The sequence below is a fragment of the Zobellia uliginosa genome (genome assembly GCF_900156625.1).
GTDB classification, from domain to species: domain Bacteria; phylum Bacteroidota; class Bacteroidia; order Flavobacteriales; family Flavobacteriaceae; genus Zobellia; species Zobellia uliginosa.
In genome coordinates this window covers 126,307-141,646 of sequence record NZ_FTOB01000005.1, presented here as the reverse complement: position 1 = coordinate 141,646, position 15,340 = coordinate 126,307, and the positions used below count along the sequence as shown (strand labels likewise).

General features: G+C 43.3%; 14 protein-coding genes. 7 read left to right on the top strand and 7 right to left on the bottom strand.

Annotated elements, in window-relative coordinates; translation table 11 throughout:
- Nucleotides 1–53: 53 nt before the first annotated feature.
- From nqrF to BW980_RS17055, 6 genes are read right to left on the bottom strand one after another with little or no spacing between them, the layout of a single operon-like run.
- On the bottom strand, nt 54–1,361 hold the full coding sequence (nqrF, locus tag BW980_RS17080; RefSeq protein ID WP_013992121.1) for an NADH:ubiquinone reductase (Na(+)-transporting) subunit F: 1,308 nt from the start codon (nt 1,359–1,361) through the stop codon (nt 54–56).
- Between the two features lie 2 nt (nt 1,362–1,363).
- The gene (gene nqrE, locus BW980_RS17075; protein WP_076456400.1) at nt 1,364–2,116 is read right to left on the bottom strand and encodes an NADH:ubiquinone reductase (Na(+)-transporting) subunit E; all 753 of its coding nucleotides are present in this window, start codon (nt 2,114–2,116) and stop codon (nt 1,364–1,366) included.
- Nucleotides 2,117–2,137: 21 nt separating this feature from the next.
- A complete protein-coding gene (locus BW980_RS17070) occupies nt 2,138–2,785 on the bottom strand; it encodes an NADH:ubiquinone reductase (Na(+)-transporting) subunit D (RefSeq protein ID WP_013992123.1) in 648 nt (215 codons plus the stop codon).
- Between the two features lies 1 nt (nt 2,786).
- Entirely contained in the window at nt 2,787–3,536 is a 750-nt protein-coding gene (locus BW980_RS17065; protein WP_013992124.1) for a Na(+)-translocating NADH-quinone reductase subunit C, read from the bottom strand.
- Between the two features lie 2 nt (nt 3,537–3,538).
- Nucleotides 3,539–4,813 (bottom strand): NADH:ubiquinone reductase (Na(+)-transporting) subunit B, encoded by a 1,275-nt coding sequence (locus tag BW980_RS17060; protein WP_076456399.1) that lies wholly within the window; start codon nt 4,811–4,813, stop codon nt 3,539–3,541.
- A 3-nt stretch (nt 4,814–4,816) separates the two neighbouring features.
- A complete protein-coding gene (locus BW980_RS17055; protein WP_076456398.1) occupies nt 4,817–6,169 on the bottom strand; it encodes a Na(+)-translocating NADH-quinone reductase subunit A in 1,353 nt (450 codons plus the stop codon).
- A 152-nt stretch (nt 6,170–6,321) separates the two neighbouring features.
- Between BW980_RS17055 and BW980_RS17050 the strand changes: the two genes are divergently transcribed.
- From BW980_RS17050 to BW980_RS17030, 5 genes are all read left to right on the top strand, one after another.
- Nucleotides 6,322–7,566 (top strand): type IX secretion system plug protein, encoded by a 1,245-nt coding sequence (locus BW980_RS17050; RefSeq protein ID WP_076456397.1) that lies wholly within the window; start codon nt 6,322–6,324, stop codon nt 7,564–7,566.
- A gap of 38 nt (nt 7,567–7,604) precedes the next feature.
- Nucleotides 7,605–8,732, top strand: a complete 1,128-nt coding sequence (locus tag BW980_RS17045) for a DUF3667 domain-containing protein (RefSeq protein ID WP_076456396.1) — start codon at nt 7,605–7,607, stop codon at nt 8,730–8,732.
- Nucleotides 8,733–8,744: 12 nt separating this feature from the next.
- Nucleotides 8,745–9,131, top strand: a complete 387-nt coding sequence (gene apaG / locus BW980_RS17040) for a Co2+/Mg2+ efflux protein ApaG (RefSeq protein ID WP_013992129.1) — start codon at nt 8,745–8,747, stop codon at nt 9,129–9,131.
- Between the two features lie 201 nt (nt 9,132–9,332).
- On the top strand, nt 9,333–10,961 hold the full coding sequence (gene pruA / locus BW980_RS17035; protein ID WP_076456395.1) for an L-glutamate gamma-semialdehyde dehydrogenase: 1,629 nt from the start codon (nt 9,333–9,335) through the stop codon (nt 10,959–10,961).
- A gap of 122 nt (nt 10,962–11,083) precedes the next feature.
- On the top strand, nt 11,084–11,596 hold the full coding sequence (locus BW980_RS17030) for a DinB family protein (protein WP_076456394.1): 513 nt from the start codon (nt 11,084–11,086) through the stop codon (nt 11,594–11,596).
- A gap of 543 nt (nt 11,597–12,139) precedes the next feature.
- On the opposite strand, the gene rsmG is transcribed toward BW980_RS17030, so the two are convergent.
- Nucleotides 12,140–12,775 (bottom strand): 16S rRNA (guanine(527)-N(7))-methyltransferase RsmG, encoded by a 636-nt coding sequence (rsmG, locus tag BW980_RS17025; RefSeq protein ID WP_076456393.1) that lies wholly within the window; start codon nt 12,773–12,775, stop codon nt 12,140–12,142.
- A gap of 107 nt (nt 12,776–12,882) precedes the next feature.
- Here rsmG and BW980_RS17020 point away from each other — a divergent pair, with 107 nt between their 5' ends.
- Both BW980_RS17020 and BW980_RS17015 read left to right on the top strand, forming a co-directional pair.
- A complete protein-coding gene (locus tag BW980_RS17020; protein ID WP_076456392.1) occupies nt 12,883–13,986 on the top strand; it encodes a fatty acid desaturase family protein in 1,104 nt (367 codons plus the stop codon).
- 63 nt (nt 13,987–14,049) lie between these two features.
- Nucleotides 14,050–15,261: a pyridoxal phosphate-dependent aminotransferase gene (locus BW980_RS17015; protein WP_076456391.1), complete on the top strand. Its 1,212-nt coding sequence runs from the start codon at nt 14,050–14,052 to the stop codon at nt 15,259–15,261.
- Nucleotides 15,262–15,340: the final 79 nt, after the last annotated feature.

Sequence of the window (15,340 nt, the reverse complement as noted above, 5' to 3'; positions counted from 1 at the left end):
AAAAAGCTTGTACGATATAGAATACTAAAACTCCTTTGTTCGTACGTATATGATTATCCACCAAAATCATCAAAGCGGATATGCTCATCGGGAATACCAAAGTCTTCACCCATTTTCTGTACCGCCTTGTTCATCAATGGAGGTCCGCAGAAATAAAGCTCTATATCTTCAGGTGATTCGTGATGGTTCAAATAGTGCTCGATCACACAGTTGTGGATAAAGCCTACAAAGCCGTCTCCCGGTGCATCAATATTTTCCTTAACCTTCCAGTTATCTTCCTCCATAGGCTCAGAAAGTGCCATATAGAATTTGAAATTCGGAAATTCTTGCTCTAATTTCTTAAAGTGATCGATGTAGAAAAGTTCCCTTTTAGAACGACCACCGTACCAATACGTTACTTTTCTATTGGTCTTAAGGGTTTTGAACAAATGGTACAAATGCGAGCGCATTGGCGCCATACCTGCCCCACCACCGACATATAACATCTCAGCATCGGACTCGTTGATAAAGAATTCACCGTAAGGTCCTGAGATAACGACATCATCACCAGGTTTCAAGGAGAATATATAAGATGAAGCCACCCCTGGGTTAACATCCATCCAACCGTTCTTGGCACGATCCCATGGTGGGGTCGCAATACGAACGTTCAACATGATCTCTCTTCCTTCCGCAGGGTAAGAAGCCATCGAATAGGCACGCTCTACGGTTTCAGGGTTTTTCATTACCAAAGGCCAAAGGTTGAACTTGTCCCACTCCGCTTGAAACTTATCGGGTGTTTCATGTTCTTCGGGGTGGGCGGTAATATCGATATCGGAATACTTGATCTCACATTCCGGAATCTCGATTTGGATATACCCCCCTGCCTTGTATCCCATATCTTCTGGGATCTCAACAACGAATTCCTTGATAAAGGAAGCCACGTTATAGTTACGAACCACTTTGGCGGGCCATTTTTTGATACCGAATACCTCTTCGGGTATGGTAATCTCCATGTCTTGTTTTACTTTCACCTGACAGGCCAAACGAGCTCCCGCGTTCAATTCCCTTTTAGAGAAGTGGGGCGTTTCGGTAGGCAAGGCCTCACCTCCACCGGAAAGCACATGGCATTCGCACTGAATACAGGTTCCACCGCCACCACAAGCCGACGGTAAGAAAATTTTCTGGTTACCCAGTGTAGAAAGCAATGAACTTCCTGAGCCCACCTCTATCTTCTTCTCCCCATTGATCGTAATGGTAACGGGACCCGAAGGCGATAGTTTTTCCTTGGTGAACAATAAGAGGGCCACCAAAATCATTAAGAGTATCAAAAATGCGACTACTGTAATAAGAATAGTTCCGCCGGTACTTGCTGCTAATAGCATATCTAATTATTTATTGTGTCGTTATAAGAAATTTCCTTTTCCTCGATATCTTTCTTTTCAAGCTCTTTCTTCTCGATTTTCGATACCTTGTCGTTAACCACTTGTTGTTCTTCCTTAACAGGGGCCGCTTCGTCACCACCTGTCAACATACCTCCAAAACTTTGGAATCCGATACCCATCAAACCTGTTATGATAAAGGTTATACCCAGACCTCTTAACGGGGCCGGTACATTGGAGTATCTGATTTTTTCACGAATAGCGGCAATGGCCAAGATGGCCAAGAACCATCCGATACCTGAGCTAACACCGTAATTGAAGGCCAAACCCAAGGTTTGGATATCTCTGGACTGCATAAAGAGCGAGCCCCCCAATATCGCACAGTTTACTGCGATCAAAGGCAAGAAAATACCCAAGGAGTTATAAAGTGAAGGTGAAAATTTCTCCACTACGATCTCAACCAATTGTACCATAGTTGCAATGGTAGCAATGAATAGGATGAAGGAAAGGAAGCTCAAGTTGTAGTCAGTGTATTCAGGTCCCAACCACACCAACGCGCCATCCCTTAAAAGGTATTGGTCCAACAACCAGTTCAACGGAACGGTAACGGCCAGTACAAAAATTACGGCAGCTCCCAAACCTACGGCGGTAGCTACTTTTTTAGATACTGCCAAGTAAGAACACATCCCCAAGAATACGGCGAACACCATATTATCTATAAAGATGGACTTAAAAAATAATTCAATATGCTCTAACATAATTCTATCTTTTTACCTTAATTAATGATCTTCGACCAAGGCCGGATTTCTTGAACGCTGTACCCAAATGATAATACCTACAACGATCAAAGCCGCCGGTGGAATAATCATAAATCCGTTGTTCTCGTAACCTATGGAGTACAAGCCCGTTTTTTCGATCGGATTTCCCAAGACAGGATAACCGAATAAAGTTCCCGAGCCCAAAAGCTCCCTAAAGAAGCCTACGATGACCAAAATAACACCATAACCCAAGGCATTACCAATACCATCCAAGAAAGACCTCCACGGACCGTTACCCAAGGCAAAAGCCTCAAAGCGTCCCATAATGATACAGTTGGTAATGATCAGACCAACGAATACCGAAAGCGTTTTACTCAATTCATAGGCAAAGGCCTTCAAGACCTGATCCACGATAATTACCAAGGTAGCCACCACGATCAACTGAACGATAATCCTTATTTTGGAAGGAATGATGTTTCGCATTAAGGAAATCACCACGTTACCCAAGGCCAAAACGAAAAGTACCGAGACCGCCATTACTACGGAAGCTTTCAACTCTGCCGTAATCGCCAGCGCAGAACATATACCCAATACCTGAATGGTAATAGGGTTGTTATCGGCCAACGGGTCTGTTATTAGACTTGCATCTTTTTTTGTTAATAGTGCCATATTATTTTGCGCTAACGGTTTTTAAATAGTCCTCATAGAGATGTACACTCTCTTTAATCATAGCCGACACCCCGTTTCCGGTAATTGTCGCTCCTGCGAGCGCATCGACTTCGTTGTCATCTTTTGTATTGTTCAAGGGATCGTTATTTCCTTTGGCTACGGTAATACCTTCAAAGGCCGTACCCTTAAGGATGCTTTCCCCAGTGAAATCATCCATAAAATAACGCTGCTTGATGTTTGCCCCTAGACCCGGTGTTTCTCCTTTGTGGTCAAAATAGACCCCTTTAACCGTCATGGTCTTGTCAACTGCGATAAAACCCCAGATGGCATCCCAAAGACCTTTTCCGTACATCGGGATGATATAGAAGGTCTCCCCGTCTTTTTCACCGATCAACAATGGAAGCTTAGGTGTTTCACCTTTGGCGGCGATAGCCATTTGCTTTTTCATATCAATCAAATACGCATGGTCGTCTTTGGTAATTTCACCACCTTCGATAACCAATTGTTCTTTGATATACTTCTTAAACTCGCCCTCTACCTTATCGGTAGAAACGAAGTTTACACTACCCTCGTCAACATTTTCGTTTACACCCATGGCGTAAAGAATGTTCTGTTGTTTTTCAAACCGTTCGTTCTCGGCTATCCTATCTTTAAGACCAGAGGCCGCAAAAGCGAGAATAGAACCTACTATCACCACCATAACGGCAGCGAAAATAACGGTATATGAATTTTTATCTGTATTGATTGCCATAACTATACGGTTTCTGCGTGAAGTTCGTTTGCCTTGCCCTCTGAATCCTTAGGCAAGATGGTTGCATTTTTGAGTCGTTTCATTCTACGTTTTACGTTTCCACGAACCACATAATGATCAATTGTCGGCGCAAAAACGTTCATTAAAAGAATGGCCAAGAAAACACCTTCTGGGTAGGCGGGGTTGAATACCCGTATCATTACCGAAAGGAAACCGATAAAGAATCCGTAGAACCATTTCCCCCTATTGGTCTGGGCGCCCGTAACCGGGTCGGTAGCCATATAGACAATACCAAAGGCCAAACCACCAACGATCAAATGTTTCCAAAATTCAAAACTCATAAGACCGTAAAACTTGCTGGTCTCACCGATCCAGCCTGCATCGACAACTCCGTTGAAGACCAAGCCCATGACCAAGGAACCGATAACGGCACTTAGCATAATACGCCAGCTAGCGATCTTACTAAAGATCAAGAACAAGCCCCCTAAAAGGATCAAGAATGTAGAAGTCTCACCGACAGAACCCGGTATAAAACCGAAGAACATATCCGATACCGAATACGACATCTCGGCCGCTTTATTCTGTGCCAAATACCCTAAAATAGTCTCACCTGAAATAGCATCCGGGCCACCGGCACGTTCAACCGCCTGATACACCCAAACCTTGTCACCACTCATCCACGTGGGATAGGCAAAAAACAAGAACGCCCTTATGGTAAGCGCAGGGTTCAAGATATTCATCCCCGTACCACCAAAGACCTCCTTACCGATGACCACACCAAAAACTACGGCCACGGCCAACATCCAAAGTGGCGTATCGATAGGAACGATCAAGGGAACCAGCATACCTGTTACCAAGTAGCCTTCCTCCACTTCATGCCCTTTGATTACGGCAAATATAAATTCGACTAGAAGTCCCACTCCATAAGACACCACTAATAAAGGAAGTACTTTTATGATTCCGATCCAGAAATTGTCCCAAGTAAGGAAATCGTTCATCAACGAGAAATCTTGAGGAAATCCGTTTATGGCCGAATAGTGTTGGTAGCCCGCATTGAACATTGAAAAAATCAATACCGGCACCAAGGCCATGATCACCGTGTTCATGGTACGTTTTAAATCATCTGCCGCCCTTACGTGCGAACCCGAATGTGTGGTTTCGTCAGGAGCAAACAAAAATGTATGCAACGCATTGAAGGCCGGCGCCATTTTCTTGCCACGGTAATGGTGCTTTAAAATGTGCAGCCTTTTTTTGAAAGTCAGTCTTTTATCACTCATCTTTTATCCTATTTCTTTATGCAATAGATCCAATCCTTCCCTAATGATCTGTTGATGCGGTTGTTTTGAAACACAAACAAACTCGGTCAACGAGAAATCCTCCGGCGCCACTTCATAAAGCCCCAGTTGCTCCATCTCATCCAAATCTTTCACCATACACGCCTTAAGCAACTGCATAGGATAGATATCTAACGGAAATACTTTTTCATACATACCCGTTACCACAAAAGCACGGTGCTCCCCATTGGTATTTGTATTCAGGTCGTATTTTTTATTGGGCTGCATCCATGAGAACGTCAATGCCCTTGTAGCCGATATTTTATTGAAAACAGGTTTGTTCCATCCAAAGAATTCGTAATCATCCCCTTCAGGAATCACCGTTACCGTATTATTGTAGTAACCCAAGTACCCATCAGGTGCCGATTTTGAACCCGTAAGCACATCACCATTGATTACCCTAAAATTATCACCTTCAACACCGCTACTATATAAAAAGGTAGAGATTTCGGTTCCAATTTTGGTTTTGTAGTACTTTGGCGCTTTAACCGATGATCCGGCCAAGGCCACAATACGCTCAGGGTTAAACTTACCCGTCAACAACAACTCACCGATGATCACCAAGTCTTGTGGCGTTACCGTCCAAACGGTCTCCCCTTTGTTGATCGGATCGATTTTATTGATCTGCGTACCGACCAAGCCTGCGGGGTGCGGACCCGAAACCTTGTGCAGCTCCACGCCTTTTACAGCGGCCAATGGCGAGTTATCGGATTTCCCGACAGAAACATGGACCTTACCGGGCGTCAATTTGCCCAAGGCGGTCAATGCGGCCTGAAGTTCTTTTTCCTTTCCTTGCAAAACGTAATTCAAATCCGCAGCAAGTGGCGCCGTAACATATCCTGAAACGAAAATCGCTTTCGGATTCACATCCGGATTCGCTATAACGTCGTACGGCCGTTGCTTGATAAAAGGCCAGCACCCTGTCTTCAACAAGTATGCCTTGACCTCATCCTTAGAGGCGTTTTCAACATTTAACAAATCGTGGGAAACGTCGGCCTGCTCTTTATCGGCTAAAATCCTTAACGTGAGAATGCGCCTTCTTGCGCCCCTTACAATCTCTACAAGCTCACCACTTACCGGCGAGACGAAAAGCATGTTTTCCTTGTCCTTATTGTAAAAAATTGGTTCTCCCGCTTTGACTTCAGCACCTTGCTTTACCAACATTTTAGGTGTGACTCCGTGAAAATCGTTTAGGTTTATGGCATAAACGTTACTTAAAACGGCTTTTGAGGTAGTTTGATCTGCAGCTCCAACAAGATTTATGTTCAAGCCCTTTTTAATCCTGATGTCTTTAGACATATTGTTCTAGACCTTAGGTTAACAAAATTTCGAGCAAAAATAATACTAAAAGGATTGTTTTCATAATAAATGCCTAGAAATTTAGGCCACACAGCGATCTAAATTTTTTGGGCAAGCTTTTTGTTTACCTTTGTGATAAAAAATAGCTGGTAATGCGCTTGAATCTTACACTGGTTTTTTCCTTCGTTTTAACATCTTCAATATGGGCTCAGGTTCAAGTAGAAGTGAATCCTCCCGAACATATAAAAACCGTCATTTTCGGAGGACCTACGGAAGACCAATTTCCCGTGGTAGAGCTCGGCGAGAGCATCAAGCTGGAGTTTGACGACACTACGGCGGAGGAACGCGACTATTACTACAAAATCGTCCATTGCGACTACGACTGGCAACCGTCCCAACTTTTAAAGTCGCAATACCTGAACGGGGTAGACAACCAACGCATCACCGATTACGAGAACAGTTACTCTACCCTCCAGTCTTATTCCAACTACAAACTGACCATACCGAACGAAAATGTAGGACTAAAGGTAAGCGGGAATTTTGTACTGGAAATCTACAACGACAGCTACGAACTTCAATTTTCAAGGCGATTTGTCGTCTACAAAAACCTCGTTACCGTGGGAGGTACGATCAAACGTTCGCGTGATTTTAACTTCCTCAACGAAAAACAAGTGGTACAATTCAGCATCAATGCCGGAAACTTTCAGCTTGTCAACCCGAAAAAAGAAGTGAAAGTGGCCATCTTACAAAACCATCAATGGGAAACGGCTCTTTATAATATAGCCCCACAATACACCTTGGGATCCGAACTGGTCTACAAATACGACCAAGAAACGAGTTTTTACGGCGGTAACGAATTCCTGAATTTCGACACCAGCGACCTTAGGGCGCCGACATCACAAATTTCAAGAATAGAAATCGGCGAACTCTACGACCATTATTTGTTTGCCGACGAATATCGCGCCAACCAACCCTATACCTATTACCCCGACATCAACGGCGACTTTGTCGTTCGCACCCTACAGGGCGACGACAATTCGAGGGAAGCGGAGTACACCATGGTCCATTTTGCCCTACCCTACGACGAACGTCTGGCCCTAGACGAGGTCTATGTTTTCGGAAAGCACAACAATTACGCCCTGAACGAGGGGAACAAAATGACCTATAACGAAAATAATGGGATGATGGAAGCCCAAATAAAACTCAAACAGGGCTTCTACAACTATAAATATGTTATAAAACGCGAAGATGGCAGCATAGAACTCAATACCATTTGCGGCAACTACCACTTTACCGAGAACAACTACCTTATTTTAGTATACTACAGGAACTTCGGTGACCTATACGACAGCATTATCGGTGTTGGCTCGGCCAATTCGAGAAATATCAGCAATTAAACCACAACAAGCCTTGGCCTTATATTTTTTCTGGACAAATGAACGACAAGCCCATAATACCAGGAAAAGGAAGGTACAACCTCAACTACCGAGGCACCGAATGCCTCAATTGCGGACATCCCCTAGACCTAAGTGACAGGTATTGCCCCAATTGCTCGCAGGCCAACAGCACTAAAAAAATATCCCTCAAGGATTATGTGGACGAGTTTTTCGGCACCCTGATCGCCTACGACTCACGTTTGTTCCGTACACTCTCTACCCTACTCATCAGACCGGGAAAGATCACAAGAAGCTATATCGACGGCAAGCGCGTTTCTTTCACCAACCCGTTTCGCTTTTTACTAAGCCTCGCCATCATCTATTTTTTGATGATAAATTTTACTGGAAATTTTTCAAAACTGGACAAATACGCCGTTCAGGACTTCTCGGCCGTTGAAGACGTGATTTCCGAATTGACGATAGACCCCGCAAACGAAGAGGAAGTCGAATTATCCCAAAAAATCGATTCCCTTAAAAAAGTGGTAAACTACGATACATACAAAGCGCGAAAGCACAAGCGCGACTCATTGCTCTTACTCGACCCGGGCGCCCATATAAAGAAAATAGACCAAGGTCTTTTAGGCGACCGCTTCAGCGCCAAGCACGTTTTGTTCACCACCCTTTTGAAGCACGATACCATATACGACTACCAAGATATAGAGCAGAAATACGGATTTGCCGAAACTTTCGAGAACAAAATGGCATTCAACACCGCCAACGGGTTCTTAAAACTCCAAAAATCGCCCGGCAGCTTCCTAAGCACCCTGATCTCAAAATTACCGTTCGTCGTATTTTTCTTTTTACCCGTCTTTACCTTATTCATTTGGCTGGTATATATCAGAAAAAAATATAGTTACACCGATCATTTGATCTTTAGTTTTCACAACACCGCCTTATTGTTTATCTTGCTCATTATTAGCTATTTGATTGACTCTGTTTTTAAAACGAACAGCAATTGGATTTTTCTAATGATTTTTTCGACATACCTCTTTGCGGCTATGCGGAATTTTTACGGACAGGGTATATTCAAAACTATTGTTAAATATCTCTTTCTCAACACTATTTTTTTTATATTGGCTATATTTTCCACGGTAATTCTTTTTACCGGAAACATAATCACCTTTTAGAAGGAAACGCTTATGATCACACAGGTAACCAAGGGCATAAAAATTTCGGTAAACACCAGTTTTGAAGGTACATTCTTCAAGAACTATAAAATGCACTTTGCCTTTGGCTACACCATTACCATAGAAAACCAAAGTAAAGACTCCGTACAGCTGACCTCGCGTCACTGGAAAATCTACGACGCCCTTAACGAGCTGGAGATCCTTGACGGGGAAGGTGTAATCGGCAAGAAACCGGTCATCAAACCCGGCGAATCGCACACTTACACTTCCGGCTGCCTTCTAGCCTCGCCCATCGGCGCCATGAGGGGGCATTACAATATGGTAAATTTCAGTTCCACCGAAAAATTTAGGGTCTACATTCCCACCTTTAAATTTCATGCCCCTTTTGCACTGAATTAGGCCATTTCCTTTCAATATCATAGTATTTTTTACGCCGATTTAAAAAATTGTTAGCGCATTGGTTTTCCCGTCGGTTCACTCCCTATAGTTTTATGCTTTTTTTAGCATAGTTTACGGGCATTATTACCCCCATAGCAATTTTTTATTCGCACTAAGAATCCTACCTTTACGCTCTATTTTTTAAAACTTAATTAAAGTATTATGAGCAAAGGTTTTTTTCAAGTACCGACAGCTATCAACGAACCGATAAAAAGTTATGCACCAGGCTCTTCCGAAAGAGAAGAAGTCCTCGAACAGTACCGTGCTTATTTTAACGGGAATGTAGACGTACCCTTATATATAGGTAAAGAAGAAATTAAGACCGGTAATACCAAGCCGATGTCTCCTCCACATGACCATAAACACATTGTAGGCCAATACCATGTAGCCGAAAAGAAACATGTGACCCAGGCCATTGAAAACGGCTTGGCATCTCGAGCGGCTTGGGCCGACCTTACTTGGGAACAGCGTGCCGCCATTTTCCTAAAGGCTGCCGAATTGATCGCAGGACCTTACCGCGCAAAGATCAATGCCGCCACCATGATCGCACAATCGAAAACCATACATCAGGCCGAAATCGATGCCGCCTGTGAGCTGATCGATTTCCTTCGCTTTAATGTAGAGTACATGTCACAGATCTACGAAGAGCAACCCGATTCGGCCGAAGGTATCTGGAACCGTGTAGAATACAGACCCCTAGAAGGCTTTGTTTATGCCATTACCCCGTTCAACTTTACCGCCATTGCCGGAAACCTTCCAGCAAGTGCCGCCATGATGGGTAACGTAGTGGTATGGAAACCTAGCGACAGCCAAGTATTCTCGGCAAAGGTAATTGTCGACATCTTCAAGGAAGCAGGTCTTCCCGATGGAGTGATCAACGTAGTTTACGGAGACCCGGTAATGATTACCGAAACCGTATTGGACAGTCCTGATTTTGCAGGTATCCATTTTACAGGTTCCACCCATGTCTTCAAAGAACTTTGGAAGCAGATAGGAAGCAACATCCATAAATACAAAACCTACCCAAGAATCGTTGGGGAAACCGGCGGAAAGGATTTCATCATCGCTCACCCATCGGCAAAACCACAGCAAGTGGCCACTGCCATCGTTCGCGGCGGCTTTGAATTCCAAGGTCAGAAATGTAGTGCGGCCTCCCGTGTCTACCTTCCTAAATCATTATCGGAAGAAATTCTTGAATCTGTCAAGAAAGACGTTGCTTCGTTCAACAAACCGGGAAGCCCCGAGGATATGAGCAACTTCGTAACGGCGGTTATCCACGAAGGTTCATTCGACAAATTGGCCAAATACATCGATCAAGCCAAAAACGACGACAATGCCGAAGTGATTATCGGTGGAAACTACGACAAATCGAAAGGGTATTTTATAGAGCCTACGGTCATTCTTACTACAGACCCCAAATACACCACTATGGAAACCGAATTGTTCGGCCCAGTGGTAACGGTATATGTATATGAGGACGAAGATTGGTCCAAGACCCTTAAGCTCGTTGACGAAACCTCGGAATACGCCTTGACAGGAGCAGTTTTGTCTACTGACAGATATGCGATCGACGAAGCCACCAAAGCACTACAAAACTGTGCGGGTAACTTCTACATCAACGACAAACCGACTGGAGCCGTTGTAGGCCAGCAACCTTTTGGAGGCGCTAGGGCTTCCGGAACCAACGATAAGGCCGGTTCGGCCCAAAACTTGTTAAGATGGGTTTCACCTCGCCTTATCAAGGAGACCTTTGTAACCCCAACGGATTACAGATATCCCTTCCTAGGCTAAACAAGACACCAAAATAATACTGATTATCAGTATTTTATTGTAACTTTTCTTAAATTCCCCAATTCCCGGTTTTACAATCGGACGATTGGGGAATTTATTTAACCACTAAAACAAAAAGAAAAATGAAAAAACTAGCATTAATGGCATTCCTTATGGTAGCCACCATAACGTATGCACAGGAAAAATTGACCCAAAACACAATTCAGGGCGTTTTAAAAGGAAACCAAGAACAAGTAGTCGCCCTAGCGGAAGCCTTCTCTGAAGAGCAGTACGCCTGGCGCCCTACCGAAGGGGTCAATTCGGTGGCGGAAGCCCTGTTGCACGTAGCCGGAGGAAACTACTACCTAACCTCTAAAATGGGCTTTGCCCCACCAGAGGATGTTGATATGATGAACCTTTCAAAAATTACGGGCAAGGAAAATATTATAGCCGCATTGAAAAAATCGAATGAATTCGTTCTTGACAAAATAACCCAAGTGGAGGACGACCAATTTGCCGATGAAGTGGACTTTGGGTTCGCCAAAATGAACAAATTGGGTGGCCTTTTGGCCATAATGGAACACAACGGAGAACACAAAGGCCAATTGATCGCCTACGCGCGATCTAACGGTGTCACTCCCCCATGGAGCAAGTAAGAAAAGCGTAAAACCTTCAAAAGCCTTTTGACACATAGTGTTGAAAGGCTTTTTTTATACCCAAAACCCTCCTTTTTTCCAAAACAACACAATTTACCCCTCTTGGTTAACGTTATATTTACATTAAAATAACACAACACAAACATTACTTTATTAAAGCAAAGTGATTACAGTCGGACTCAAACCTATAAAAACCTAATTACAAGCGCTTTACAATAAAATTTTTGTTAGATATCAAATCTGGCTCCACAAGGATAGTAAAGCCTAAAATCGCGATTTTATCACCTTGATTTTGAGGAAAAAAGACTGAAACTTGCTTGAATACACACTTTTTATGTAAATTTAACGTTAAGTAATTGTAAACTTATCGTAATAATTACGTACTTTGTAGTAACTGTAAAAAAATGAGGATTATGAATATGCAGAAAACATACAGTAAATCACGAATGATTGTAGATTGCTTACGTATACACGTATGGAGTTATTTGAAAATTTACGCGAGGAAATATAGAAAGGCGTATTACCACCTATTGAGCTTATAGACTAGCCCTTGTATTTCATGGGCAGGTAAACCACTTTTTTGGTTTCGAAAAAAGACTCTTCAAAGTAGTCGGTAAGATCGTAGGTCTCTACCGACTTATACCCTTCTAGTTCTTCCGACAAGTCCCCACCTTTTAAGTAAAGAATTCCGTTTCTACGTTCGTGTAGCGAATCTTTTTTTATTCTCCCTTTGACCCAGTGCACAAAAGTAGGCATTGCGGCAACCGCTCGACTTACAATAAAGTCATGTTGCTCCTTGGTTTCCTCTACCCTGGCATTGATGGTACGTACATTGTCTATACCCAGACCTTGAACGACCTCTTCGACCACTTTAATTTTCTTACCTATAGAATCGACCAAAGTGAACTGTACTTCAGGAAAAAGTATAGCCAAGGGCACACCGGGGAAGCCACCACCGGTACCTACATCGAGAACGGAAGACCCATCGTTAAACTGCTGAACTTTAGCTATTCCGGTTGAATGAAGTACATGTCTCAAATAAAGTTCATCAATATCCTTACGAGAGACTACGTTTATCTTTTGGTTCCAATCTTTATACAGTTCTTCCAATAAAATGAACCGTTTTTGTTGAAGTTCTGATAAATTGGGAAAATATTTAAAAACTAATTCGGCAGTCATGCGTATATTTGTATAGTTACAAAACTACTATATTCATCGATGAAATAATATTTTATCGACATTTAAACCTTTGCGTTTCTACGATATTTATCAAAAATACTATTTATATGGACCCAAAAACAGTACGATTCTCTAGAAAAGATTCCGCACAGTTCTTTAGAACCTTGAACAAGCGCGTAAACGATTATTTCAAAGAGAACAAATTAAAAAAGACGGGCAACTGGCGCTTGCACCTGAAAACGGTGATTATGTTCGCCATTTTTCTGACCCCGTACTTTCTGATCTTGACCCTAGGCCTTCCGATCTGGGCCAACCTGATTCTTACCATTATCATGGGAATCGGTATGGCAGGTGTTGGCATGAACGTTATGCACGACGGCAACCACGGCGCCTATTCGAACAAAAAATGGGTGAACAAACTCATGGGAAGCAGTATTTATATCCTAGCGGGAAATGTTTACAACTGGCAGGTGCAGCACAATGTATTGCACCACACCTATACCAACATCCACGAACACGATGAAGATATGGAAGCGGGCCGCATCCTGCGCTTTAGCAAACATGCAGAATGGCGCAAACACCATAAATTCCAACACTTCTATTCGGTTTTTCTTTATGGCTTATTGACGTTCAACTGGGCCATTACCACCGATTTTCAGCAGATGTACCGTTATATGAAACGCAAACTTTCATACGGTAAACTACCGAACCCGGTAGTGAATTGGAGTACTTTGGTTATTACAAAGGTGCTCTATATCACCATCTGGATCGTTCTGCCGTTGATTTTTGTCGATATCGCTTGGTGGAAGGTATTGTTGGGCTTCTTTATCATGCACTATGTAGCCGGGGTTATCTTGAGCGTAGTATTCCAGTTGGCACATATCGTTGACGAGGCCGATACGCCATTACCCGACGAAACAGGTACTATGAAAAATACATGGGCCATACACCAATTGTTCACGACCGTCAACTTTGGCACCAAAAACAAATTGGTCAATTGGTTTACGGGAGGTTTGAACCACCAGGTAGAACATCATATTTTCCCTAACATCAGTCATGTACACTACACAAAAATTGCAGAAATTGTGAAAGAAACGGCAAAGGAATTTAATTTGCCCTATAACGAGTACAAAACTACCCGAAAAGCTATAATTTCGCACTTTAAACATTTGAAGGAGCTCGGTAAAAGACCTAGCCTGAACCTTCAATAGACCCATTGAACGTAATTTTATTAGCACACGTGTATACGTACCGTGTAAAACATTAGTTTTATTATGACATCATCGACTGCAACAACGAACCAACTTTCTGACCGCATCAACAGTCTAGCTCCCTCGGCCACCCTAGAAATGGCCTCCAAGGCCCGTGAATTGCGCGCAGCAGGAAAAGACATTATCGGACTAAGCTTGGGCGAACCGGACTTTAATACGCCCGACTACATCAAGGAAGCGGCCATTCAAGCCGTAAACGACGGCTATAATTCATACACCCCTGTTGATGGGTACGTAGAATTGAAGGATGCGATCATCACCAAGTTTCAAAGAGACAATGGCATCAGCTATGAGCGTCCGCAGATCGTTGTGTCTACCGGAGCCAAACAAGCTTTGTACAATGTAGCGCAAGTGGTATTGAACAAAGGTGACGAAGTTATTCTCCCATGTCCTTACTGGGTTAGCTATAGCGATATCGTGAAATTGGCCGATGGTGTACCCGTAGAAGTGGCCACTAGCATAGAGAGCGATTTTAAAATGACTCCCGAACAACTGGAAGCCGCCATTACGCCAAAGACCAAAATGCTTTGGTACAGCTCCCCATGTAACCCCAGTGGTTCTATATACAGCAAGGAAGAATTACGTGCCCTTGCGGACGTTTTACAGAAATACCCACAAATTATAGTGGTAAGTGATGAAATATACGAACATATCAACTACGGTGTAACCGAGCATGCCTCTATGGCCGCGTTTGAAGATATGTACGACCGTACGGTAACCGTAAACGGAGTGGCCAAGGCCTTTGCCATGACCGGATGGCGTATTGGATACATCGGAGCCCCGACTTACATAGCTCGTGCCTGTAACAAACTACAGGGCCAAGTTACCAGCGGCGCCAACTGTATTGCCCAAAGAGCGGTAATTACCGCCCTAACCGAATCTCCCGACCGAATTCAATATATGGTCGATGAGTTTAAGGAACGTAGAAAAATCATTCTTGAACTTTTGAACGCTATCGACGGTTTTCGTTGTAACGAACCCGAAGGTGCTTTTTACGTTTACCCTGACGTAACCGCTTATTTTGGAAAAACTTTGAACGGGGTAACCATAAACAATGCCTCCGATTTCGCCATGTACCTTTTGGAGCATGCGAACGTAGCAACGGTGACAGGCGATGCCTTCGGCAACGGAAATTGCATCAGAATCTCTTATGCCGCGGCCGAAAAGCAAATCAGGGAAGCTATTTCCAGAATTGAAAAAGCGCTGAAACAATAGACCAAGTATAGGTTTAACACATACAAAAAGGGTAGACGTTTCATCACGTCTACCCTTTTTTAATTGACATATATTCCCC